This is a genomic window from Neolewinella sp., from assembly GCF_965214665.1.
Classification (GTDB): domain Bacteria; phylum Bacteroidota; class Bacteroidia; order Chitinophagales; family Saprospiraceae; genus Neolewinella.
Genome location: NZ_OZ243970.1, coordinates 1,497,733 through 1,522,428 on the forward strand (window position 1 = coordinate 1,497,733; position 24,696 = coordinate 1,522,428).

Genomic DNA, 24,696 nt, shown 5'->3' on the forward strand with positions numbered 1-24,696 from the left:
ACACCCGCAGGGGACGCACTCTCCGCACCAAATACTTCACGTAATGGATAACGTTAGCAACGAACAGACCAAAGGACTTAACAAACTCATTACCACCCTGTACGATGGGGAAAACGGCTACAAAGAGGCCGCCGAGGAGGTAGACAGCGTATCGCTGGCCACCAAGTTCCGCGAGCTGAGCCAGCAGCGGTACGACTGGGGTCACGAGATCAAGCCATTCATTACCCAGATGGGCGGTAAGGTCGACAAGGGGGGAAGCACTGGTGCCGCACTACACCGTGCGTGGATCGACATCAAGAGTGCCCTCTCTACCCAGGATGAGGCAGCCGTGATTGCGGAGTGCATCCGGGGCGACGAGAGCGGTGTGGAAACCTACAAGGAAGTACTGAAAGATACTACGCTGTCGGCCGATGCCCGTCAGACCGTAACCCGGCAGATGCAGCAATTGGAACGTACCATAGCCGAAATGAAGCAACTGCACCGTACCTACGACAACGCCTAGGCTTCACCCGGTGACCCTCAGGTTTAGTGAAAGCCTCCGCCCTGACCGGTCGGGGGCTTTCGTGTTTTGCTATCTTGCGGCCCCGTACCGAAGTCCCACCTCCTTGTCCGACCACGCCATCTTACTCATCCACTGTCCCGATCAGCCCGGACTAGTGGCACAGGTGACGGAGTTCGTACACAAGAATCGGGGCAACATCCTCAATCTGGACCAGCACGTGGACCGGTCGGCGGAGCGCTTCTTTATGCGGATCGAGTGGGACCTGGAGGGTTTCTTGATCCCCCGCGAAACGGCCGACCTGGACGAGGGGCCCATCATCGCGCAGGCCGTGGAACCCGTGAGCCACCACCACGACGTGGAGGACCTCAAGCGTATTGGCCGGGACGTGGAAAAGCGGGTACTGGCCCGGGCGGTGTACCTGCAACTACGCCATCTAATCCTGCCCTTCGGTAACCGAACCATCATCTTCAACTAGTTATGCTAGAGGCGGCCAACATTCGCAAGAGCTACGGGGCGCTGGACGTACTGCGGGGCGTGGACCTCTCGGTGCAGGCCGCTGAGATTGTCAGCATCGTGGGTAAGAGTGGCGCGGGCAAGAGTACGCTGCTACACATTCTGGGCACCCTGGACCGCCCCGACACCGGGAAATTGGAAATCGGGGGGGAAGATGTATTCCGCCTCCACAGTCGGGAGCTCGCTAGTTTTCGCAACCAGCGCATCGGTTTTGTCTTTCAGTTTCACCACCTGTTGCCCGAATTTACCGCACTGGAAAATGTATGCATCCCGGCCTATATCGGTAAGCGCGAGGCCCAGGCCACCCGGCGTAAGGGGTGGGAACTGCTGGACTACTTGGGCCTGGCCGATCGGGCTCACCATAAGCCCGCACAGATGAGCGGGGGCGAGCAGCAACGAGTGGCCGTAGCCCGGGCGCTGATCAACGAGCCGGCCATCGTATTCGCCGACGAGCCGAGCGGTAACCTGGACTCCGGCAGCAGTCAGGAGCTACACGACCTATTGTTTCGCCTACGGGCGGATTTTGAACAGAGCTTCATCATCGTGACCCACAACGAGGAGCTGGCCCGCATGAGCGACCGCCGGCTGGAGATGATCGACGGTATCCTCGTATAGATGGAAAAGCAGCAGCGGACCGACGGATCGGACGAGATTACCCCGGGGCAGGGCGGGATCAAACTGTGGTTCCGGGAGTTTATGGACCTGCGCGACGGCAGCGACCGGGAGGGGGCCATGGCCACGATCACGAGCGGTAAACTCATGCGGGGGAGCAACGCCTGGATGCTGGTGTGCTCCATCATGATCGCCAGCCTGGGCCTGAACCTCAACTCCGGCGCGGTGATTATCGGGGCCATGCTCATCTCTCCCCTCATGAACCCCATCCTGGGCATCGGTCTGGGCGTGGGTACCAACGACCGGGACCTGCTCTGGGAGGCCTTGATCAACTTCGGTGTTTCCATCGCTATCGCGCTAGTGACCAGCTCCGTGTATTTTTTATTTACTCCCCTTGACATCTTCACCCCCGAGATGCGGGCGCGCACCGAGCCTACCGTACTCGATGGACTCATCGCCGTATTCGGGGGGCTCGCAGGTATCATCTCGGTGACCCGGGCTGATAAGACCAATGCCATTCCGGGGGTAGCTATCGCCACCGCCCTGATGCCTCCCCTGTGCGTGGCCGGCTACGGACTGACGGTGGGCCTGCGAACGGGGGGTGACTTCACCGTCTTCTGGCGGTCGTTCTACCTGTTCTTTCTCAATAGCTTCTTTATTGCCGCGACGGCCTATCTGATCATCCGGCTGCTGCGCTTTCCGTTCCGTAAGTACATGAACGTACAGGAGACGCGCCGCAGTCAGCTCATCATCGGCGTGATCAGCGTACTGATGATCCTACCGGGCTACTACATCCTCACCGATGTGCTGGAGCGGCAGCGAAATGCCAACGCCGTAGAGGAGTTTACGGCCAAGTACTTTCCCGCCGCTGCAAGCTCCTCCATCTTCGACCGGCGGAATACGGCCGAGCCGCTGCTCATCTTTCCGGTCACGAATCGACAGTTGCCCCCCGATAGCCTGGCCGTGTACAGCAAAATCCTACAGGAGCCGCCGTACAACGTGACGGGGGCACGGGTGGTCATCGATACCAGCTACAGCCCCTCCGAAATTGCGAGTATCAAGGGGGAGCTGGCTACGCTCGACGACATCAACGCCCGGCTGCGCAACCTGGAACAGGTAGAGGTCTTCAACCAGCGCGAACAGCAACAGCTAAGCGCGGAGCTTAAGACCTACCGAATGGACAGTACCCGTTTCATCAATTTTTCGCGGCAGCTGATGTGGGCCTTTCCCCGGGTGCAGCAGGTACGCCTGGCGCGTGCGCAGAGTACGGAGCGCTTCGGACCGGATGACGATCCGCCCTATACCGGGGAGCTGCCGCTGGTGGTAGTGACCGATAATCTGGCAAGTATCGCCCCGGACGAGGAGCGGCGAATGCGCGAGTACCTCATGGCGGCCCTGGCGGTCGATACCCTCCTACTGGTACGCGAGCTTCGGTAGGACAAACCTGCCCGGAACAAATAAAGTTATACGCACTATGGACGACCAAGTACGGGACCTAGGCACGGTATTCATTGACGCGTGGAACTCCTTTCTGGAGGCCATCCCCGGTATCCTCATCGCGCTGATCATCTTCATCGTGGGGCTGTTCGCCGCGCGGCAGATCGCGAAGTTCTTCGGTAGTCGGATCCTATCGCGCATGGAGGATCCGCTGATGGGGCGCTTCCTGGTCACGACGCTGCGCTTGCTGGTAGCCATCGGGGCGGCACTGCTGGCACTACGCGCGGCCGGACTCAGCGGAATAGCCACCGCCCTATTTAGTGCCATCGGCGCCAGTGCGGTCATCCTGGGCTTCGCCTTCAAGGACATTGGGGAAAACTTCATCTCCGGCATTATCCTGGCCTTTAACCGGCCCTTCAACGTAAACGATACCATTCGTGTCGTGGACCACTTCGGCAAGGTCAAGAGCCTACAGTTTCGCTATACGCATATTAAGACCTTCGATGGTAAGGACGTCTATATTCCTAATTCGGACGTACTTACTCAGCCCGTGCAGAATTACACGGCCGACGGCTTTATCCGTTACGATTTCAATGTAGGGATTGCCTACGAGGACGATATCCAGGGGGCGAAGGAGGCCATCCAGCAAATTCTCGATGAACACCACCTGATTATCCGCGATGCGGATCACGTCAGTTTCGTGGCCGAAGATGAGTTAGCGGCCAGTACGGTCAACCTACGCGTCTACTTCTGGGTCGACACCACCGACTTTCGCGCCGGTGCCCTCAAGGTGCGCGGCGAGGTGATCCGCGATATCAAAAACCAGATCGATAAGACGGGTTACAGCCTACCGGCCGACATCACGGAGATCAAGCTGTACGGTAGCGAGCGGGATATACCGGTGCGGGTGGAGTTTGACGATACGCCTAACTCCGAGGCGGAGAATCTACGGTAGTTTGGCAGTACGATGCTGCCTCCGGCAGCGCCAGCACAATGCAGCCTCTGGCTGCGCTAAGTCGAGCGTACTACCCCAGCGCAGCCGGAGGCTGCCTTTTTCTACCGCTGCCGGAGGCAGCATTGTACTAGGCGGAGCGGCCGTCAGGAAAAGGAATCGTCAACTCCTGCCCCGGAAAGATCTTGTTCGGATCGTCCAGCGTATCGGAGTTGGCCGCAAAGATTTTCTTGTAGGCCATGGCATCACCGAGGTACTCCTTAGCGATTTTGGAGAGACTTTCCCCCTTCTGTACCGTATGCTTAGCGTAGTAGCTTTTATTAGCTACCTTAATATCAACCTCGACATCGCGGGGATTTTCGCCGCCGACGCGCTTGATCTCATCCCAGAGCTGGTCCTTCTGGTACTGGGTATCGACGGTGCTGCCCATGCGCAGTACGCCGTCGGCTTCTTCGACGTAGCCGTCGCGGGGGTTCATCTTTTCGCCCATTTCCAGGACGCTACGGTACTTTTCTTTTACGCTCATGGTGGTGTGTGGTTAATGTGGTGTGGCAACGGGCCGCCCCCCTACTTGTTTGCCAGGTCCACCACTTTCTCTACCTCCCAGTTGGCGCGCAGGGGCTCGATCTCGAAGCGTTGCACCAGCTCCGGCTGGCGACCGAAGCGCAGGTCGCCGAGGTCAAAGCGGCCGTTGTTGTTGCTGTCGTAGATCAGTTCCATTCGGTAGGTGCCCGGAGTCAGACTGGTATAAAGGGCCGTGTACGCAAATCGATCCCGGATGGAGCGGCGTGTACCCACGATGACCTGGCCCTCCGCGTTGAGCAGGCGTAGAATGTACCTCGCCGCACCGTTCAGGTTACGCAACTCGATGGTGAGGGTGCCGTAGTTCTCTACCGCATCGACGTTCGCCGTGCCGAGTAACGTATCCCGGTTGGCGGTACCGTACCAGTCGGTGACCGCGCCGGGCAGGAGTTCGAGGCGATACGGCGCAGCATCTTGCCACCCGGCACTCAGGCGCAGCTCGGCCGGAAAGAGACTATCAATGGCGTACCGGTAGGCCACGGGTTCAGGAAGGGTATCGCGGTAAAGTCGGATCCGTACGGTATCGACGGCGGCCAGGGGACGGTTAAAAACCAGACGTAGCCCCTCGCCGGGATTGACCGTACCACGCGATTGCTGTACTACCCGCAGCGGACTGGTGGGCGTGCTACCCGCATCGGTCCCACTCAGGTATAGCGTATCGGTATAGCTCGTATCGCGGCCGATCAGGATCGTATCCGGGGCCACCTCCCGGTAGTAGAGTCGGATGGTATCGCCAAAATCGTTGCGCAGGTACTCCCGGCCCGTAGTCACATCGACGTTCTCGGCCGGCTGGTTGACTCTAATAGCAACCAGACCGTAGCCTTCGGTGGCAAAGCCCGTAATTCGGGGCTCGATGGGTACGGTGGATAGCGGTACCGATCCGATGGCATTATTATCGTCGGCCACCGTGATGAGGCTATCCAGAAAGCCGGCTGCCGTGGGCGGGAACACTCCGCCGTAATCGGCAAAGTAATCGGTCGCCCCGGGGTTACGCTGCAGGGCAATCACCCGGTAGCGCCCCGGTTTGACGTTGCTGACCACGAAGCGGCCCTCCTCCTCGGTCCGGGCGAAGTAGGTGGGGTTCTGAGTGAATACCGCGCTATCGGCCAGGTTGGCGTAGAGGGTTAGATCGGCCCCCTCTACCCCCTCGCCCGTGTAGGCGTCCACCACCCGGCCGCTCACCGTGGCGGTATCGAGTACCGGGCCGGTGGCGAACACAAAGCGGAGGTTTTCGGTGGGGTTGCCCTCGTTAAGATCCTTCACCGCAGCACCGACATTGAATACGTAGGTCACGCTGTCCAGTAGCTCTAATCCGTGAAGGGGGATGACCAGACTGCGGCGCTGTAGCACCGGCCGGTTGTCGCCCGTGAGGGGCAGGGGCGGCGAGACGAATATTTGCTGCTGGGGGTCCAGCTCCACCCACTCATCGAAGGTCAGGCGAATGACCTCGGGGCGAAAGTCGGTCTGGAAATTGGGCGTCGACTCGTCCGCGACGAGCACCGGCCCGATCGTGTCCCGGTCCCCGCCCCGGGGCGGCGTGGGCGTAGCGCAGTGTTGCAGGGTGAGAGACTGGGCAAGGAGAACGAGCAGAAAAAGCGTTGCGGCGAGCAGCTGACGGAGCAAAGGCGGGGGTAATTTTCGCGTGGTAGAAGGACGCCCCGCCCACCCGAATTGTTGCTTAGCGCACGAGCTGCACCGCGCCCCGCTCCACCGATCGCTGCCCGCTGCGGAAGTCGGCCTCCATGGTCCACACGTAGGTACCGATCGGCGCGTCGCGCTCCCCTACCCTGCCGTCCCAGCCCAATTCCGGGGTGTTGCTGGTCAGGTCGGTGCCATCGAATACCACCGCCCCCCAGCGGTCGAAAATGGTGAAGCGCCGCACCAGCAGGATATCACCGCCGTCGAGCGGAAAAAACCGGTCGTTGGTGCCATCACCATTCGGCGAAAAGGCCGTGGGCAGGTAGTACTCGCGGCAGCTGCTCAGGCTCACCTCGATAGCATCGACCTGCGTAATGCAGGGGTGTTCCAGGGTAAAGGTGTAGTAATCGGGCGTACGGATCTCCAGCGTATCGAAGGGCTGGCCCTCGACGAAGGCCTGAGCGTGGGGGTACACCCCATCGATGAGCAGCGTATCGCCCGTACAAAGGGAGGTATCGGCCGGACCGATGTCGAAATCCGGCAGCGCATAGGCTTCGACTACAATGCGGTCGGCTGCTGTGCAGATGATGTCGGTACGGGTAGCCGTCACGGAGTAAATGCCGGGATCGGTTAGGGTAACTACCGGCCCCCGTAGTGTACTGTCGCTCCAGGTGTAGGTGGCCGTCGGTACGCTTACGTCAAGGTCGAGCGATTCGCCGGGGCAGAGGGTGGTGTCGGGGCCGAGCTGCACGAAGGCGCTGTCGCCCGCAACGGCTACCCGGACGGTATCGAGGCGGGGCAGGCCGCAGGCATCGAAGATCTTTACCGTATAGGTGGTGGTCGAGTCTGGGCTTGCCTCTACGCTAGGAGCGGTGGTACTGTTCAGGCCAGCCGCCGGGCTCCATTCGTAGCTAGCCCCACCACTGACGTCGAGGAGCGCCTTGCCACCGGGGCAGACGGTCACGTCTTCGAGCTGCTTTTGGAAGGAGTTGAAGGTGAAGCAGACGGACTGCACGTTGCCCAAGCCCCCGGTGGCAGCGGCAAAGCCATAATACACGAAAGGGTCACCCCCAAAAATGGTGTTGACGATGTCGGCCGTGTAGTCCAGCCGCAATTCGCAATCGAAGTATACCTTGAGGTTGCGGGTCGACGCATCCCAGGTCACGCGCAGGGGCAAGGATGCGCATATTTCAATATTGTCCGAGCCCGCCCGTGCACGTACCGGTCCGGCCAGGTTGTCGGGACCACTGTGGGTCACCGCACCGTTGGCCATGATGGCGATATGATCGAAGAGCGGATCGAGGCGATTGTTGTTGTAGTAGGTATCGAACTCTACGCCCAGGGCCGGCCGTACGCCACCGATACCTAGCCCCTCCCCGCCGCGCCCCACGCTGGCACTTACGGGTTGTAGGCCGAATACGATACCGTCTGCCCCGAACTCGTCTTTGCAGCCAAAATTCATCTCCATGACCAGGTCGAAACTGTTGCGTAGGTCGACCTTGTCGGGATACCAGATACTTCCTACCTCGAACGTATCTAGGTCGGGGGTAAGCTGGAAGCAACTATCGTTGAGTTGGGTGGCCGTACCATTGATGAAGAACTCCCGATCCTGCGCGAAAAGTCCGGAAAAAGGAACCAGTAGTAAAAATATGTTCGACCAGTAGCGCCACATGCCGCCAAGGTACATGCCCCCGTTCGATTAGTGCCGCACCCGCGCGCCGCCGCCCGCCTGTAGTGTATCGACCGTTGCCAGAATAGCGTAGTAAACAGTGGTGAGAAGACAAACGCCGCGCCAGAACAGACTCGGCACGGGGTAAATATAAACGTTCACGACCGCCGCCAGAAGGAAGCCCACCGTGGCCACCAGGGTAAGCACCCACCAGCGCCCCCCCCGGCTCGGATAGGGGAACAGAATGGGCAGAAAATGCATCACCGCAAAGGTCAACACTACGGCCACCGTGGCCCAGCCCGGCAGCTCCGGTAGCACGAAGACGAGCACGTACACCACCATGTTCCACAGTACCGGAAAGCCCACGAAGTGCCGCCCGTCGGCACTGACCATCCCCTCAAGCCCGTAGTAAATGGCCGCAGAAAGCAGCATAGCGAAGGCACACAGCAGGCGGGGAAGGTCGCCCAGCTCCGCCGTAGCCATGTAGAAGAAATAGGCCGGCAGGATGGCGTAGGTGAAAAAGTCGATGACGTAGTCGATCAGCTTACCGCTCACGTGGGGCAGCACCTCCTGCACCCGGGCCAGGCGGGCGAAGGTGCCGTCGATGCCGTCGATGACCAGGGTGACGAGCATCCAGGCCATCGCCTCCCGGTAGTGGCCCGCCGTGACCGCCAGTAGGCCCATGAAGCCGGCCAGCAGTCCGCTAGCGGTGAAGAGGTGGACGCTCCAGGCGGCAAGTCGTTGCATCTATACGGTTTGTTTACGGGCACGGCGGGCCGCCTTACGGACTGCCTTGCGCTGGCGTTTGGCCTCCCGCTTATCGTAGCGGCGCTGCTCCCTGGCGCTGCGCCGGTAGCCCACGATGTGCAGGTCACTCTTCTCACGCAGTACGATGGCGGCGGCCACCGAGGTCACCAGCGGACCCAGCACCGTACCCACCACGGGCACCTTGAGCATAAGAAAAAGGGGCAGGCCCAGTCCCAGGCAGATGCCGATGTAGTTGCGGTAAAAGTAGCGCAGGCTCTGCCGGATACCCAGTTCGAATTGCTCGCTGTAGTTGTCGGCGATGGCAAAGCCCAGCACGGCCGACTGTACGGCCAGGGCGAACCACCAGTTGATCAGGCCCGGTAGTAGTTCGTCACCTAGATCGACCAGCACTTCCTGGATCGTAACCGCCACCAGTGACACCTTGATCATCCGCTTCTGCGCCTGAAAGAAGGGCTTGAAGGTATGTGCGGCCTCCACATCCTTATCCAGCACCACCTTCAGCGTCTGGCGCATAAAGTGGTAAATGACCACCTCCAGCAGCACCAGCACCACCCAGTTGAGCACCCCGTCGGAAAGGCTCTCGTAGCCCTCCTGCAGCCACTGCCAGAGCAGACTGTCGGAGCCGATGGCCATGGCCGAGAGCGGGGCATTGGAGTGCTCGTCCCACCAGTCCACTACCTCACTGATCATCGTCAGGCCGACAATAATGCCCACGATCACCAGTCCCCGGGCCACCCAGCCGTACTGCCTCAGCCCCCGCCACAGCCGGTGGTTGCGCATAAAGCGCCAGGCCCGCGGAAAGGTCATCAGGGTATAGAAAAATTCGTGGGTGCCGTACTTCAGGCGGGTGAGCCAGTCGCGCTTCATCTAGCTGCCGGTAGTACCGGCCTGGCAGCGGGCAAGCTCCTGGCGTAGGCGGTCGTTCTCCTCGCGCAGTCCCTCCTGCACGCTCTCGTAATCAACACGCGTATCTGTTTCATCCATACCCAGCCAGCCCTTCACGTTGGCCACCGGGTCCTCGCCGTTGTAGTAGGCGGCACCGGCGTACACGATCGGCAGGGCGATGAGTAGAAAAATCAGTAGGCGGCTGAAGCCGGTCAGTTTAGTCCTGGGCATGATCGGTTAATTTTCACCTAAAGTAAGGGGGCGGGGCCGCAGGTGCAAAGGTAATCGACAAAAGCAAGCCCGTAGACCACCGGGGTAGCGCCAGAGGTGGCTATATTGCGCCTCGCGCCACCAACCCCCCGCCCCGCCTTGCCCACCGAAGCCTTTATCTACGATGCGCTGCGCTCGCCCCGGGGCCGCGCCGCCCAGCCTGCCGACCTCTACGAGGTCAAACCCATCGAGCTGCTGGCCCAGTGCCTGGCCGCCTTCCAGCGCCGCAGCGGCCGCGACGACCTACCCACCGAGATCGACGACCTGGTCATCGGCTGCAATACCCCGGCCGGCGACCAGGGCTACAACATCGCCCGGGCCGCCCTACTCTACGCCGGCTGGGGCCGTGCCCGCGGCGGACTACAGATCAACCGCTTCAATACCAGCGGACTGGAGGCCATCAACCTGGCCGCCGCACGCATCACGGCAGGCTACGGCGAGACCATCATTGCCGGCGGCATCGAGGTCATGTCGCGCGTGCCCACCTACCTCAACAGCGGGCCGATGATGAACGATCCGGCCACAGTCATCAACAGCCACTACATTCCTCAGGGGGTAGCCGCGGACCTGGTGGCCAGCACCCACGGGCTGCGGCGGGAGGACCTTGATGCCTACGCCCTGCGTAGCCACGCCAAAGCCGTAGCCGCCCGGGAGGCCGGCTACTTCGCCCCCAGCCTCGAGACCGTAACGGATCAGAACGGGCTGGTGCTGCTGGAGCACGACGCGATTCCGGATGCCAGCCTGGACGCCGAGGAGCTGGCCATGCTGCCCCCCCGCTTTGCGGAGATGGGGCTGGCGGGTTTTGACGAGATGGCCCTCCATCGCTTTCCGTTGGTCGACCACATCGACCACCGCCACTCTGCGGGCAATACCAGTCCGGCCGCCGACGGCTGTGCCCTCTGCCTACTCGGTAACCGGGCGGCCGGTGACCGGCTCGGCCTCAAACCCCGCGCCCGTATTCGCGCCGTGGCGATGTCGGCCGTAGACGCCACCCTCCTCACCGGCGGGGTCAACGCCAGCGACCTGGTGCTTAAGCAGGCAGGACTGACCCGAGGCGATGTAGACCTCTGGGAGTTCAACGAGTCCTTCGCCGCACCGAGCATTCGCTTTCAGCAGCGACTGGACATTGACGAGGAGCGGTTCAATGTACTCGGGGGCAGCATCGCCCTGGGCGAGCCCCTCGGGGCGGTGGGGGGTATGATGCTCTGCCAGATCCTGGACGAGCTGGAACGCCGCGACCTGACCATCGGTAGCCTGACCATCGACGCCGGGGCGGGCCTGGCCGTCAGCACCATCATCGAACGACTATGATCCACTACCGCAAGGATACCGACCACATCGCGACCCTCATCCTGGACATGACGGGCCGGGCCGGCAACCTCCTCAACCACCAGATCGTGGCCGCCTTCGCCCCGGTCATCGAGCACCTCAAGCAGGAAAAGGCGGCCGGTAAGCTCAACGGGGTCATCATTACCTCGGCCAAGCAGGACTTCCTGGAATCCGGTGACCTGGACTACCTCTACCAGCTACAGGATCCGGCCAAGGCCTTCGAGGCCGCCCAGCAGCTCAAGCAATTCCTGCGCGACCTGGAGGTACCCGGTGTGCCCGTAGCGGCGGCCATCAACGGGGATGCCCTGGGCACCGGCTTCGAGCTCACCCTGGCCTGCCACTACCGGATTGCCGTAGCCGACTCCAAGCTCCGACTGGGCCACCCGGAGGTGAAGATCGGGCTCATTCCGAGTGGCGGGGCCATTATCCGGCTCATGTGGCTGCTCGGTATCGAACGGGCCTATCCGCTACTGCTGGAGGGGCGCCGCTACAGTCCGCAGGAGGCCCTTAAGGTGGGATTGATCGACGAGCTAGCCGAAAACCGCGAGGAGATGTTGGCGCGGGCCAAAGCCTGGCTACTGAAACACCACGACGTGGCCCGGCCCTGGGACGATCCCAACGGCAGTATTCCCGGGGGCACCGCCGCCGATCCGAATCTCGGGCACCGCATCCGGCTGCTGACCGCCCGACTCAGTGCCCACACCAACGACCTGTACCCGGCCAAGCGCGCCATCATCGACCTACTGGCCGAGGGTAGTAAGCTCGACTTTGCCACCGCGTACCGCCTCGACAGTCGCTACTACGCCAAGGTAGCCACCGACCCGGTGACCAAGAATATGATCTCCACCTACTGGTTCGATAAGCAGGCCGTGCGGGGCGGCGTGGGCCGCCCCAAGGGTTTCGGCAAGTTCCGGGCGCGGAAGGTGGGGATCATCGGGGCGGGCATGATGGGCTCCGGCATCGCATTTCTGTGCCTGCGCAACGGGCTGCAGGTGGTGCTCAAGGACGTATCGCAGCCCATCGCCGACCGGGGCAAGGAGTACGTTAGTGCCAAAATCAGCGAGTACATCGAGCGGGGAACCTTTCAGCCCGAGGAGCGGGAACAACTACTGGACCGGGTGACCGCCACCAACCAGAGCGACCTGTTTCGGGACTGCGACATTGTCGTGGAGGCCGTCTTCGAAAATAAATCGGTGAAAACCAAGGTGACCCGCGAGGCCGAGGAGCGGCTCGACGAGTACTCCGTATTTGCCACCAATACCCTATCCATCCCCATCACCGAGCTCGGGAAGGAGAGCATTCGTCCGGCCAACTACGTCGGCCTGCACTTCTTCAGTCCGGCCGAAAAAACCGCCGTCGTGGAAGTAGTCGCCGGGGCAGCCACGAGTCAGGAAACCGTAGCCCGCGCCTTCGATTTCGCGACCTCCATCCGCAAACTGCCCATCGTGGTCAAGGACAGCTGGGGCTTCTTTGCCGCCCGGGTGCAGAATACCTACATTCTGGAGGGGATCACCATGCTCCGGGAGGGCTACTCCGCCGCCCTGATCGAAAACATGGGCCGGCAGGCGGGCATGAAGACCGGTCCGCTGGCCATGGCCGATGAGCTCGGGCTCAAGCTGGTGCTCCGCTACGAGCAGCAGGCCGCCGAGCACTACGGGCAGCGCTACAAGCAGCACCCGGCCGTGCCCGCCCTGACGCTACTGCGCGATGAGGTGGAGCGCACCGGTAAGAGCAAACGCATGGGCTTCTACGATTACGCACCCGACGGTACGGCCCGCCTGTGGGCGGGGCTCACCGAGCACTTCCCGGTGACTAAAGACGACTACGACCGGGAGCGGATGAAGGACCGGTTTCTCTTCGCGCAGGTCATCGAGGCGGGCTGGTGCCTGCAGGAGGAGGTGATCGAGCACATCGAGGCGGCCAACCTGGCCAGCGTGTACGGTTGGGGATTTCCGGGCTACACCGGTGGCGTGATGCGCTACCTGTACAGCTACGGCAAGGAGGCTTTCGTGGCCCGGTGCGGGGAGCTACGCGAACGGTACGGACAGCGCTTTACGGTGCCCCGGTACCTCAAAAATCTGGAGCCGGACCGTTTGACGCCCTGACGTACCGGCAAATTTCTTAATTTCGGGTAATTCTGACCCCAACCCCGCAGAAATCTATCTATGCCAGCGCTGGGCACTTTAGTAGAACAGCTAGTCGAGACCGTTCCCCTACCCGCCTTTATCGCCCTGCACGACGGTACCATCACGGCAGCAAACACCTCCCTGCTGAAGGTGACCGGTCAGCCCGATCTAGTCAAGATGGATCGCTCGCTCTTCGGCCTGGGTATCTTTCACAACAGGACCGAGCTACAGGGATTCATCCAGAGTTTTCGCGACCAACCGGGCCCGCGCCGGCTGGTACTGCCCGTCGGCCGCCTCAATGCCAACCGCCAGCCCATCGTACTCTACGCCTCGCGCATCGAATGGCAGCAGGAGCCCGCCCTCTACGGCGTACTGAGCCGTCAGGGTCGCGGCGGCGGCGAGGATGGCCTCGAGCACCGCGGTGGAAACGGAAACCTCATCGAAGCGTTTCTGGATGGTCTACCCTTTCCGGCGCTGACCGTCAACCTGAACGGTCAGGTGGCTTTCCTTAACGCTACGATCCGGGCCGACCTGGGCGTGGATGGTAGTGAGCCGTCTGCCGACATGCACCGCATCGACGCCGAGACAGACCGTAGTACCCTGATTCGCTACATCAAACAGGCTACCTCACGCGGCGTGATGGTGTACGAGACCTCGTTGCAGCGCAAGGATGGCACCCTCATCCCGGTAGAAATCACAATGACCCCACTGCGCCACGCCGCGGTGCCGGGCGACGTACTCCTCACGGTCACCGAAATCACCGATCGCCGCAACGCCCTCCGGGCCCAGCAGGCCCTAGAGATTGAGAACGCCAAGTTGATGACCCAACTCCGGCGCCGCAGCGTACTGGTGAGCGAGCAGTATGACCGGCAGCGGGACAGCTACACCATCATCACCAGGAGCGAGAAGTATAAGCGCGTACTGCAGCAGATCGGGCAGGTAGCCCCTACGGATTCCACGGTCCTCATAACCGGAGAAACCGGGACGGGCAAGGAACTCATTGCCCGGGCCATTCACGAACAGAGCCGGCGGGCCTCGCGGCCGATGGTCATTCTGAACTGTGGAGCCCTGCCCGCCGAGCTCATCGAGAGCGAACTCTTCGGCTACCGGAAGGGGGCCTTTACCGGTGCGCGGACCGACCACCTGGGCCGCTTCGAACTGGCCGACGAGGGCACCCTTTTTCTGGATGAGATTGGGGAGATGCCCATGCAGCTACAGACGCGACTGCTCAGGGTCCTACAGGATGGAGAGTTCACGCCGCTGGGAGCCCGTAGCACCGTGCATACCGACGCACGCATCGTGGCGGCTACGAACCGCGATCTACGCCAACTGGTAGCGGAGGGTAAGTTTCGCTCCGATCTCTACTTCCGCCTCAACGTGTTTCCGATTCATAGCCTCCCCCTACGCGAGCGGTCCGAAGACATCGCCCCCCTGGTCCGTCACTTCATCAATAAGTATACCGTACCGGGCACCTCCCCGCGCGAAGTCCGGGATGAGGATATGAAAATGCTCCGGCGGCAGGCCTTTCCGGGCAACATCCGCGAGTTAGAAAATATGATCCAGCGCGCACTCATCGTTAGTGACGGACCCTATCTGGAACTGGAGCTCGAACGGGTCGCTTCGTCCCAGGCAACACCCCGGCAGCGGGGGGGGGAGGAAGAAGCCGATGCGGTCGCAGATGTGCTAACCTTTAAGGAGATGCAGCGCCAGCACATCCAACGGGTGCTGGCGTTGACGGAGGGTAAAGTAAGCGGACAGGGTGGTGCGGCAGAGCTACTGGCCCTGAACCCACAGACCCTTTTCAGTAAGATGCGAAAGCTCGGGATCGACCGCCGGGGCAGCTAGTCGGCCTGTTCGATCTCGAAGCTGATCAGGACGATACGGTCCCTGGAAAAAATGGGCCGGTACACTACGGTGAGTGGTACGGTTTCCTCCGCAAGCTCTTCAACCGGGTAGGTAACTGTCACCGAAGACTCTCCAGCTTGCAACCGTTCAACGGCCATTCGGTAGCGTTGCAGACCGGCGGGGGTAAGCATATCGCCAATCTTGCGATTCACATAGTGGGGTGCCTGATAGGCCAGTCCACTGCGCTGGTTGAGAAAGATAAGGCGCTCGTTCTCCAGGCTGGTGATGTCTCGGATGATGATCATGGCCTGCTCCACGGTATCGCTGGCCGGCTCCGCATCGGACTTCACCGCGATGGGAATAAACTCCATCTCGACTTTCGTCATCTCCTCTTCCTGGGGCCGTAGGGTGAGGGTGAGGCGCTCCAACCGGTGCTGATCGAAGGACTGGCGGAGCGCCTCGGTGAACTGCACCTTGCCCTGAGCGTCGTCGATGAGATCGGTAAAGTACATACCGACGAGTTGCTGGGTAGTATAATCTGCTAGTGGGCGGTTCACGTCCTCGATACGGCTGTTGTTGCGCACAATGGCAATCACCTCCTGGGTGGTGTGGAAGATGGCCTCGTACTTGCGCGCCATATCTGTGAGCCGCTGCCGGGTGCGTACCAGATCATTGATATCGACAAAGGTGATCACCACGCCCTCCACCTGGTCGGTCTCCGTCAGGTACGGCAGCATGCGCAGTAGGTAGTAGTCGCCATTACCGTCCTGTACCTCCTGATCGTAGCGCTTGGTGGTGCGAAGAACCTCCCGGCTGGTTGCCTCGATATCGACATCCCGGAAGGGATTGGCAAAGACCGTTAGTGGCCGTCCGAGGTCGCTGACGGTAAAATCGAACTGTTGTCCGATACCGGGGGTAAAACGCCGGATGTTGAGCTGCTTATCGACGAAGATCGTGCTAATCTGGGTGCTTTTGAGCAGGTTGTTGATGTCGTTATTGATGGCGTTGAGCTCATCGTTTTTACGCTGAAACTCGTTGTTTACGGTGTAGAGTTCCTCATTCACCGACTGAAGCTCTTCGTTTGTACTCTGCATCTCCTCGTTGGAGGCCAGCAGTTCGCGGTTACTGGATTGCAACTCCTCGTTGGTCGCTTCCAGCTCGTTGTACAGCTTTTGGGCGCGGCGTTCGGAGCGCTGCAGCTCGCTCTCCAGCTCGGTGACCTTTTGCATCAGGCGACGGTCAACGCTGTATACCTCGGCTTCCTCCTCCTCCTCCGGCTGCTGCGAGTGTTCCGGTACTGTTTCTACAGGTAAGAACTCCAGCATGGCAAGTGGCTCGCTGGACGATGCGCTTTCAAATACCCCGAATCGTACCTTGAGGTAGCGTGGTGGCAGTCCCTGCGCGGCTACGTTGATCCGTTCAAAGAGTCCAGCCCGCTGACTGCTCAGCACCCGGTCCACTCCGGCGGTGACCAGACTTTGTACCTCCTCATTCAGTACGGTACGTAGCGAGAGTTGAGCATTAAAGCGTGGTAGACTAAGGATACCCGTAAATTCGCCGCTGAGGTAGATGATATCGTACTGCCGATTGACAAAAAGGGTACTGGGGGCATACCGTTCGGAAAGGAAGCGCGCGTATTCGTCCATGGTAGAGCCGGAAAGGAGGGGCCGTGCAGAATTAGTAGTAGGGGGAATAGAATCGTACTCGTCGGAATAGGGAGTCACCGCCTGCACGCTTCCGGGAGCGGAGGTACGTAGCGTAGGATACGGCGGCACGCTAACCCGCCGGTTAGGGGCTATTCCCCCCAGGTCGTCGCGTTTTTTATACAGTTTCCAGCGCCGGTCTACCGGAGCAAACGCCGACTGGAGGCTTCCGAGATGCTCACTGGGGCCGAGCAGGAGGTAGCCCGCCGGGTTAAGCCCGAAATGAAAATTGGATAGCACCTGCTGCTGGGCCTCGCCGTCGATGTAGATGAGGAAGTTGCGGCAGGAGATTAGGTCGATGCGGATGAAGGGTGGATCCTCCAGTAGGTTCTGGACCGCAAAGAGTAGATGCTCCTGGAGATCGGAGCGCACCCGGTACCCCTGGGAGGTAGGGGTAAAGTATTTGTGCAGATAATCGGCCGGCACGTCTGCCTGAATGGATGCATCGTACTGCCCGTGGGTGGCCACGACGATGGAGCGGCGATCAACATCCGAGCCGAAAATCTTGTAGTTGCGGCGCAGTTGCTGCTGCTCCAGGTAATCTTCCACCAGCATCGCGATGCTGTAAACCTCCTCACCCGTGGAACAGGACGGCACCCAGATTCGCAGATCCTGATGCTCGGGTAATTGTTTAAATAGCTCGGGGATGATAAGGTCGCGCAGCTGATCGAATGCCTCGGCATCGCGAAAGAAGCGAGTGACTCCGATGAGAAAGCTTTGCCGCAGGATCTGAAGCTCCGGGTCGTTGCGCAGAGCATACTGCATATACCGCTGCAGCGATTCATGCTGGGTGATGAGCATACGTTTCTCGATCCGACGGCGTATGGTAGCCGTGCGGTAGTGGCCGAAGTTTATTCGGGAGATGGCGTGTATGCGCCGCAGTAGGGACTGGAATAAGTCGCCCTGCTCGATGTCGTCGGTCAGGGGTGCCTGACCGGTGACCCCGTCGTGGCGCAGGATCATGGCCAGGCGGCTGGCGAGCTGACCCGGCGGAAGGATCACGTCGGCGATATTCTGGCGCAGGGCCGCCGTAGGCATACCATCGAACTGAGCCGTACTGGGGTCCTGCACCATGACCAACCCACCGTGTGCCTTGATCTCCTTGAGCCCCCGACTACCGTCGGTGCCCATGCCGGAGAGCACGATGGCTACGGAAGCCTCCTGCTGACTGGCGGCAAGGCTGAAGAAAAACGCGTCGATGGGCAGGTAGAGCCCCTGCTGGGGCAGTTTGCGGGGCGTGAGGTGGAGAAGGTGGTTGAGGTTCACCTCGTACTCCGGCGACTTAATGTAAACATGGTCTGCCTGGGGGATGGTATCCTTATCAAGCATCGACACCGTCAGATTCGTAGCCCGCTGCAGGATGCTGTCCATGGAGCTGGCGTGATTGACCGAGAGGTGCTGCACCACGACGAAAGCGACACCAAGGCCCAGGGGAATTTCGGAAAAAAATGACTCCAGTGCCTGTAGCCCCCCGGCGGAGGCACCGATACCGATCACTCTGACGGACATACGGCAAATGTAAAAAAAGAGCCCACTTCACCAGGGAAGATAGGCTCCGGAAAAAGGGATATCAACTCGTAGGCCTGGGGCGGACGGGGAATGTTCCGCGTCAACACTCCATGCCAAAATTTTGCCAGATCGCATTCCAGCGCTTTAGGTAGCTGTCGTCCGTACAATTGTCGGCGATCATCATCTCGCCCAGCCGGACCTGATACTGCATAACGCGGGGCAGTAGCGCAGCGTGCAGAATACGGAGTTCATCCAGTAGCTCCCCGTCCGAACGGTCCAACTCACGGCGGAAGTAAGCGAGCTTTTGCCGGGTGATGCGCCAGGTCTGGGCCAGTTCGGTACGCAGTTCTAGGGGGAGGGGTAAGGTGGGAATCAGGGAGACTACTTCCAGCGACTGTTGATTGAGCCGGTCGATGTAGCGATTCGTGTTATCTTCAAAGGCAGCAGCGCCGTCACGTGAGTTGGACATGAAACAAGATGTGTGTAGCCGGGCTATCACAAATTCCGTGCCAATATTATATTTACTTAATAGTGAGTAGGTTACGTGGCGCTTTTCCAAACGATCTGCGGCAAATGAAAAGATTCGTGCAATTTAATAAGTTTATTTATTAAATATGAAGGCTTATTTATAATAATAAACTACAACTGGGGAAAGATCTGCTGCTTCATGGTAGATCGATCTGTATACTCGATGGCTTGCTGAATCTTTTTAGATTGCTCGACCAATTCTCCGGCACGCTCCCGGTATACCCCCGCAAGCTCGTATTCCTCGCTTTGCTCCAGCTGATCGGCCAGCGTGTCGAGTAGTATCTTACTTTCCTCCATACCCCGCATCACCTCCCACATACTCTTCTCCACATTATCCCTGACCCCGGCCAGGAGGCTTTCTGCGGTGTGTGCATGTCCCGTATGGCAACGAAAGCGAATGAGACGTCCTTCCTCAAACTTAGCCAGTGCTCCGTGACATTCGGGGCAGGTCAGAGAAGACGGCTTACCCATAGTTAATATGCCCATTCCAAGTCCGTTTTCGCCCTTTGCCAGGGCAATCTCGAGTTCCAGTAATTCAGCACTAGCCACATCGCGGTTGCGCTGCGGGTGAATGGCCTGCCCACTAAGCTTAGCGAGTACACCACCGATTTTGGCGGCGGGCAGTACGTGGTCTACCTCGGTGTACTGCATAGTCTCCCGCGGCATATCACCGAACACGGCTTCCTCCGGGTCCTGTACGATCACCTTACCCCCGAAGCGCTTGATGGTCCAGGAGCCCGAGCTACCGTCGTTGAGCGCACCACTCAGTACCACCCCGATGACCCGCTCGCGGTAGGCGTGCGCCGCCGAGCGAAAGAGTGCATCGACGGCCGGCCGGAAGCGATTTTCCCGGGGCCCCTTCGATACCACCACCCGACCGGGCTCCACCATCAGGTGACGATCCGCGCGGGCAATGTACACCGTGTTGACCTCGATGGGGGCCCCGTCCACCGGTGCGAGTACGCGGAGTTTGGTGTGGTGCTGGATGACCCGGTCGATGTTGCTGCGGGTGTAGGCGGGAATGTGCTGGACGATGAAGATGGATGCCCCGAGGTCTTCGGGCACACGCTCCAGTACGGCGAGAATGGCCTCCAGTCCGCCGGCAGAGGCACCGATGACGATGATGTTGCGGTAGTTCTCGTTCAAGACAGCCATGGGCGCAAATATAGGGTACACCCCGCAGGGAGACCTTACATTCGCCCCAAGTACCGGCCGTATGCCCATTCAGGAGATTACGTTTTTTCCCCTTCGTATCCGACTGCACCGGCCCTTTGTGATCTCGCTCGGCCCCCTCACCCACGCCGAAAACCTCTTCGTGCGCCTGCGTACGGGCGACGGGCGTGAGGGCTGGGGGGAGGCCAGTCCCTTCCCCACCATCCACGGAGAAACCCTCGAGGGTGCCCTGGCAAATGCCCGCTGGCTTGCCCCCTCGTTGATCGGCCGTTCCACCGAGTCTGCACCTGCGTACAGCGCCCACCTCAACCGCATGCTCCACGGCAACTACGCCCTGAAATCAGCCTTCGACATGGCCCTGCACGACCTGGCCGCCCAGGCCGCCGGCCTGCCGCTGTACCGCTACCTGGGGGGTGCCCAAGCCCGAACCTTATATACGGACTACACCGTGAGCCTGGGTACGGTAGAGGAGATGGTCGCCGCGGCGCGGGACATTCAGTCGAACGGTTTTCCGGTCATCAAGGTGAAGCTGGGGCGGGGCGCGCAGGAGGATATCGCCCGCATCGCCGCCATCTCCACCGCGGTCGGTCCCAGCATACCGCTGCGCATCGATGCCAATCAGGGCTGGAGCTTTGAGGAGGCGGTAGACGCGCTCCGGGGCATGGCCGGCTACAACATCCAGCACTGCGAGGCGCCCATCGACCGCTACGACTGGAATCTGCTACCGGAGCTGCGCCGCCTAAGCCCCATCCCACTGATGGCCGACGAGAGCTGCTGGAACGCCGCCGACGCCCGCCGCCTGCTGGCCATCGGGGCGGTGGACCGCATCAACATCAAACTGAGTAAGTCCGGGGGGCTTTACGGGGCCCAGCAGATCGCTCAGACCACAGAAGTCCCCCTACAAGTGGGTGGTTTTCTGGAAAGCCGGCTGGGCTTCACGGCAGCGGCCCACTTCGCGCTGAGTGCCGCACGGGTAGCTTACTGCGACTTCGATACTCCGCTGATGCAGGAGGAGGACCCCGTGGAGGGCGGCATTACCTACGGAGCGGGCGGCGCGGTGACCGTGCCCGATACGCCCGGACTCGGGGCCCGGCTACGCCCCGAATATCTGCTACCTTCACGGCCCCAAATCACGATCACATGACGACCCGCCAGGAAAAAGACAGCATCGGCACCATCGCCGTACCGGCCGACCGCTACTGGGGTGCCCAGACCCAGCGCAGCTTCACGAACTTCGACATCGGGGGCCAGCGTATGCCCCAGGAGATCATCCGCGCCTTCGCCATCCTGAAAAAGGCCGCTGCTAACACCAACGCCGGGCTGGGCGTACTTGACCTAGAAAAAGCCGAACTGATCGGCAGAGTGGCTGATGAAGTTTTAGCCGGTGAGCTAGATGATGAATTCCCGCTGGTGGTCTGGCAGACCGGCTCCGGCACCCAGTCCAACATGAACGTCAATGAGGTCATCGCCAACCGCGGACACGTGCTCCGGGGCGGGAAGCTGGAAGAAGGTAACAGCACCCTGCACCCCAACGACGACGTCAATAAGAGCCAGTCAAGTAACGATACCTTCCCCACCGCGATGCACATCGCGGCCTACGAGGCCCTGGTGAGCAATACCATCCCCGGCGTTGAACAGCTCCGCGATACCCTACGCGCCAAGTCAGAGGAGCTGACCGATGTAGTCAAGATCGGCCGCACCCACTTCATGGACGCCACGCCCCTTACCCTGGGCCAGGAGTTCAGCGGCTACGTCAGCCAGCTCGACCACGGACTGCGTGCCCTGCGCAATACCCTCGACCACCTGGCCGAGCTCGCCCTGGGCGGCACCGCCGTGGGCACCGGCCTCAACGCGCCCGAGGGTTATGACGTGAAGGTAGCCGAAGAGATTGCCCGCCTGACCGGCCGGCCCTTCCGCACCGCCGAAAACAAGTTCGAGGCCCTGGCCGCGCACGACGCCATCGTCGAGGCCCACGGCGCGCTCAAGACCCTGGCCGTCAGCCTCACCAAGATTGGCAACGACGTGCGCATGCTCTCCAGCGGTCCACGCTCCGGCATCGGCGAGCTCACCATCCCGGCCAACGAGCCCGGCAGCAGCATCATGCCCGGCAAGGTCAACCCTACCCAGAGCGAGGCCCTCACTATGGCCATGGCGCAGGTGCTGGGCAACGACGTGGCCATCAACATCGGCGGCATGACGGGCCACTTCGAGCTCAACGTCTTCAAACCGATGATGATCTACAATTTCCTCATCAGCGCCCGCCTCATCGGCGATGCCTGCCGCAGCTTCGAGGAACACTGCGCCCGCGGCATCCAGCCCAACCGCGCCCGCATCACCGAGCTGCTCAACAACAGCCTCATGCTTGTCACCGCCCTCAACACCAAGATCGGCTACGACAAGGCCGCCACCATTGCCAAGAAAGCCTACGCGGAGGATACTACGCTACGGGCCGCCGCGGTTGAGCTAGGGTACCTGACGGGCGAGGAGTTCGACGCCTGGGTACGGCCGGAGGAGATGGTCTAGCTAAGCTCGAATAGCGACCTCCTCTACCCGCGAAGCGGTCTACCGCGAAGCGTCTAACCGGCCGAAGGCCGACTAACAGCGTAGCGTCTACCTATGTCATTCCTAGCCCCCACCTTCCTCTACGCCCTAGCCGCCCTGGCCATCCCGGTGATCATCCACCTGTTCTACTTCCGGCGCTTTCGCAAGGTGTACTTCAGCAATGTGCGCTTCCTGCGGGAGGTGAAGGAGGAGCGTAGCATGCGCAGCCGACTGCGGAACCTACTGGTGCTGCTGCTGCGCTGCCTGGCGGTTGCCGCCCTAGTACTGGCCTTTGCCCAGCCCTTCATCCCGGTCGAGGAGGGGGTGCGCAGTGGGCGTAAGGCAGTGAGTGTATATGTGGACAACAGCTTCAGCATGGCCGCCGAGAGCGACCGGGCGCCGCTGCTGCAACTGGGGCGCGACCGAGCCCGCGATATCGTCAGCGCCTACGGACCGGAGGACCGCTTTCAGATCATCACCAATGTGGCCAGCGGACGTAGCCAGCGCCTAATTGGGCAGGAGGCGGCGCTGGAGGAAATTGAATCAATCCGGGTGGGTCCGGAAAGCCGACCACTGAGTCAGATCCTGGACCGGCAGCGGGCGGCGCTGGCCGACGGGGATGCGGACTACGCCCTGGCTTACCTGGTTTCAGACTTTCAGCGCAACGTCACTGACCTTGATGTCACCGATACCTCGGTAGCGGTCAATCTGGTGCCCCTGGAGGCCCTGCGCAGTCGCAACGTAGCCATCGATTCGGTCTGGTTCGACGCCCCGGTGCCCCAGCTCGGACAGAGCAATCTGCTGCTGGTCCGCGTGCGCAACTACGGCGACGAGCCCCTCGACAACGTGCGTCTCACCCTGGGCTACGAGGGGCAGAATAAACCCGAGGGTACGCTGCGCCTGCCCGCCAACGACTTTGTGATCGATAGCGTGTACCTGCCTATCCAGCAGGGGGGCAACGGACAGGCTACACTTAGCATTACGGACTTCCCGGTAAAGTTCGACGACACCTATCACCTCACCTTTCGTACCACGGACCGGGTGCGCGTGCTCAACATCGACGCCGACGGCACCCCCGACCGCAGCCTGGCCGCCGCCCTGACGCTGAGCGTATTCACCCCCACCTTCACCTCCGTACAGAACATCGACTACGGCACGCTCTCCGAGCAGCAGCTGGTCATCCTCACGGAATTACCCAGCGTACCCTCGGGCCTGGCCGAGCAACTACGGCAGTACGTACGCGAGGGCGGCAACCTCCTGGTCTTCCCGCCGGCCGAGGCCGACCTGACTAGCTACCAGAGCTTTCTCGGTGGCTTCCCCGCCCCCACGTTGCAGCCCTTCCAGGAGCAGCTGCGCGAGGTCAGCGGCATCAATGAGGAGGAGTTCGTCTTCCGGGATATCTTCGAGCAGAGCCGCCGCGCACTCAACCTGCCCGTCACCCAGGGCAACTTCCCCCTCTCCCGCGGCGGCCGCCAGGAGACCCTACTTACCTACCGCGACGGCGGGGCGGCCGTGGTAAAGGTCACCACCGGCGAGGGCAACCTTTACCTCAGCGGCGCTCCCCTACCCTCCCAGTACAGCAACCTGGTCACCAACGCCGAGATATTTATCCCCATGCTCTATAAGATGGGTATTAGCAGCGGACAGCGCCGCCCCCTGGCCTACACCATCGGCCGCGACGAGGTCGTACAGACCAGCCGCCGGCAGGCGAATGCCGAACTGGTGTATAAGCTGCGCGGCCCGGGCGGGGAGTTCATCCCCCAGCAGCGCACGGTCGGCAACCGCGTCGTGCTGGGCCTGAGCGGACAGGTCCCCGAGGCCGGCGTCTACGACCTGCTCATCGACGAGGAGGTGGTCGAGTCCTTCGCCTTCAACTACGACCGGCGGGAATCCGACCTCCAGTACACCTCCGCCGCTGAACTGGCCGACCTACCCAACGTCACCGTCCTGGACGCAGCCAGTCAGGCTAGTCTGCTCAGCGAGATCCGGGCACGGAATGAGGGCCGCCCGCTGTGGCAATACTTCATCTGGGCCACCCTGGTGTTCCTTCTGGTCGAGGCGCTGGTGCTCCGCTTCTGGCGGGTTTAATCGAGCGTACGCTACCTTTGCCGGCC

Annotated in this window: 20 protein-coding genes; 11 read left to right on the plus strand and 9 right to left on the minus strand. The window is 61.1% G+C overall.

Going from position 1 to position 24,696, the window contains the following annotated elements:
* Window positions 1–43: 43 nt before the first annotated feature.
* From ACOOHD_RS06695 to ACOOHD_RS06715, 5 genes are all read left to right on the plus strand, one after another.
* On the plus strand, window positions 44–502 hold the full coding sequence (locus ACOOHD_RS06695; protein WP_420460798.1) for a ferritin-like domain-containing protein: 459 nt from the start codon (window positions 44–46) through the stop codon (window positions 500–502).
* Between the two features lie 103 nt (window positions 503–605).
* Window positions 606–977, plus strand: a complete 372-nt coding sequence (locus ACOOHD_RS06700; protein ID WP_420460799.1) for an ACT domain-containing protein — start codon at window positions 606–608, stop codon at window positions 975–977.
* A gap of 2 nt (window positions 978–979) precedes the next feature.
* The gene (locus ACOOHD_RS06705; RefSeq protein WP_420460800.1) at window positions 980–1,630 is read left to right on the plus strand and encodes an ABC transporter ATP-binding protein; all 651 of its coding nucleotides are present in this window, start codon (window positions 980–982) and stop codon (window positions 1,628–1,630) included.
* Window positions 1,631–3,064, plus strand: coding sequence for a DUF389 domain-containing protein (locus ACOOHD_RS06710; RefSeq protein ID WP_420460801.1), 1,434 nt, complete (start codon window positions 1,631–1,633; stop codon window positions 3,062–3,064).
* A 37-nt stretch (window positions 3,065–3,101) separates the two neighbouring features.
* Window positions 3,102–4,019, plus strand: a complete 918-nt coding sequence (locus ACOOHD_RS06715; protein WP_420460802.1) for a mechanosensitive ion channel family protein — start codon at window positions 3,102–3,104, stop codon at window positions 4,017–4,019.
* Between the two features lie 127 nt (window positions 4,020–4,146).
* On the opposite strand, the gene ACOOHD_RS06720 is transcribed toward ACOOHD_RS06715, so the two are convergent.
* From ACOOHD_RS06720 to ACOOHD_RS06745, 6 genes are read right to left on the minus strand one after another with little or no spacing between them, the layout of a single operon-like run.
* The gene (locus ACOOHD_RS06720) at window positions 4,147–4,542 is read right to left on the minus strand and encodes a LysM peptidoglycan-binding domain-containing protein (RefSeq protein ID WP_420460803.1); all 396 of its coding nucleotides are present in this window, start codon (window positions 4,540–4,542) and stop codon (window positions 4,147–4,149) included.
* A 41-nt stretch (window positions 4,543–4,583) separates the two neighbouring features.
* Window positions 4,584–6,221, minus strand: a complete 1,638-nt coding sequence (locus ACOOHD_RS06725; RefSeq protein ID WP_420460804.1) for an Ig-like domain-containing protein — start codon at window positions 6,219–6,221, stop codon at window positions 4,584–4,586.
* A gap of 55 nt (window positions 6,222–6,276) precedes the next feature.
* Window positions 6,277–7,908 (minus strand): lectin-like domain-containing protein, encoded by a 1,632-nt coding sequence (locus ACOOHD_RS06730; protein ID WP_420460805.1) that lies wholly within the window; start codon window positions 7,906–7,908, stop codon window positions 6,277–6,279.
* 27 nt (window positions 7,909–7,935) lie between these two features.
* Window positions 7,936–8,652: a CDP-alcohol phosphatidyltransferase family protein gene (locus ACOOHD_RS06735; RefSeq protein WP_420460806.1), complete on the minus strand. Its 717-nt coding sequence runs from the start codon at window positions 8,650–8,652 to the stop codon at window positions 7,936–7,938.
* Window positions 8,653–9,540 (minus strand): hypothetical protein, encoded by an 888-nt coding sequence (locus ACOOHD_RS06740; RefSeq protein WP_420460807.1) that lies wholly within the window; start codon window positions 9,538–9,540, stop codon window positions 8,653–8,655.
* Window positions 9,541–9,789 (minus strand): hypothetical protein, encoded by a 249-nt coding sequence (locus ACOOHD_RS06745; protein ID WP_420460808.1) that lies wholly within the window; start codon window positions 9,787–9,789, stop codon window positions 9,541–9,543.
* Window positions 9,790–9,927: 138 nt separating this feature from the next.
* Here ACOOHD_RS06745 and ACOOHD_RS06750 point away from each other — a divergent pair, with 138 nt between their 5' ends.
* From ACOOHD_RS06750 to ACOOHD_RS06760, 3 genes are read left to right on the plus strand one after another with little or no spacing between them, the layout of a single operon-like run.
* Window positions 9,928–11,139 (plus strand): acetyl-CoA C-acyltransferase, encoded by a 1,212-nt coding sequence (locus tag ACOOHD_RS06750; protein ID WP_420460809.1) that lies wholly within the window; start codon window positions 9,928–9,930, stop codon window positions 11,137–11,139.
* On the plus strand, window positions 11,136–13,262 hold the full coding sequence (locus tag ACOOHD_RS06755; protein WP_420460810.1) for a 3-hydroxyacyl-CoA dehydrogenase NAD-binding domain-containing protein: 2,127 nt from the start codon (window positions 11,136–11,138) through the stop codon (window positions 13,260–13,262). The genes ACOOHD_RS06750 and ACOOHD_RS06755 overlap by 4 nt, the downstream gene beginning before the upstream one ends.
* 60 nt (window positions 13,263–13,322) lie before the next feature.
* Window positions 13,323–15,128, plus strand: a complete 1,806-nt coding sequence (locus ACOOHD_RS06760) for a sigma 54-interacting transcriptional regulator (protein ID WP_420460811.1) — start codon at window positions 13,323–13,325, stop codon at window positions 15,126–15,128.
* Here ACOOHD_RS06760 and ACOOHD_RS06765 read toward each other — a convergent pair.
* The 3 genes from ACOOHD_RS06765 to ACOOHD_RS06775 form a co-directional block, all read right to left on the minus strand.
* Window positions 15,125–18,340: a chemotaxis protein CheB gene (locus ACOOHD_RS06765; RefSeq protein ID WP_420460812.1), complete on the minus strand. Its 3,216-nt coding sequence runs from the start codon at window positions 18,338–18,340 to the stop codon at window positions 15,125–15,127. The genes ACOOHD_RS06760 and ACOOHD_RS06765 overlap by 4 nt on opposite strands.
* Before the next feature lie 100 nt (window positions 18,341–18,440).
* Window positions 18,441–18,809, minus strand: a complete 369-nt coding sequence (locus ACOOHD_RS06770; protein ID WP_420460813.1) for a hypothetical protein — start codon at window positions 18,807–18,809, stop codon at window positions 18,441–18,443.
* 170 nt (window positions 18,810–18,979) lie between these two features.
* Window positions 18,980–20,023: a chemotaxis protein CheB gene (locus ACOOHD_RS06775; protein ID WP_420460814.1), complete on the minus strand. Its 1,044-nt coding sequence runs from the start codon at window positions 20,021–20,023 to the stop codon at window positions 18,980–18,982.
* A gap of 61 nt (window positions 20,024–20,084) precedes the next feature.
* Between ACOOHD_RS06775 and ACOOHD_RS06780 the strand changes: the two genes are divergently transcribed.
* The 3 genes from ACOOHD_RS06780 to ACOOHD_RS06790 all read left to right on the plus strand — a co-directional run bounded on the left by ACOOHD_RS06780 (window position 20,085) and on the right by ACOOHD_RS06790 (window position 24,670).
* Window positions 20,085–21,185, plus strand: a complete 1,101-nt coding sequence (locus ACOOHD_RS06780; protein ID WP_420460815.1) for a mandelate racemase/muconate lactonizing enzyme family protein — start codon at window positions 20,085–20,087, stop codon at window positions 21,183–21,185.
* Window positions 21,182–22,564 (plus strand): class II fumarate hydratase, encoded by a 1,383-nt coding sequence (fumC, locus tag ACOOHD_RS06785; RefSeq protein WP_420460816.1) that lies wholly within the window; start codon window positions 21,182–21,184, stop codon window positions 22,562–22,564. Before ACOOHD_RS06780 ends, fumC begins: the two co-directional genes overlap by 4 nt.
* A gap of 93 nt (window positions 22,565–22,657) precedes the next feature.
* Window positions 22,658–24,670, plus strand: a complete 2,013-nt coding sequence (locus ACOOHD_RS06790; RefSeq protein ID WP_420460817.1) for a BatA domain-containing protein — start codon at window positions 22,658–22,660, stop codon at window positions 24,668–24,670.
* Window positions 24,671–24,696 lie beyond the last annotated feature (26 nt).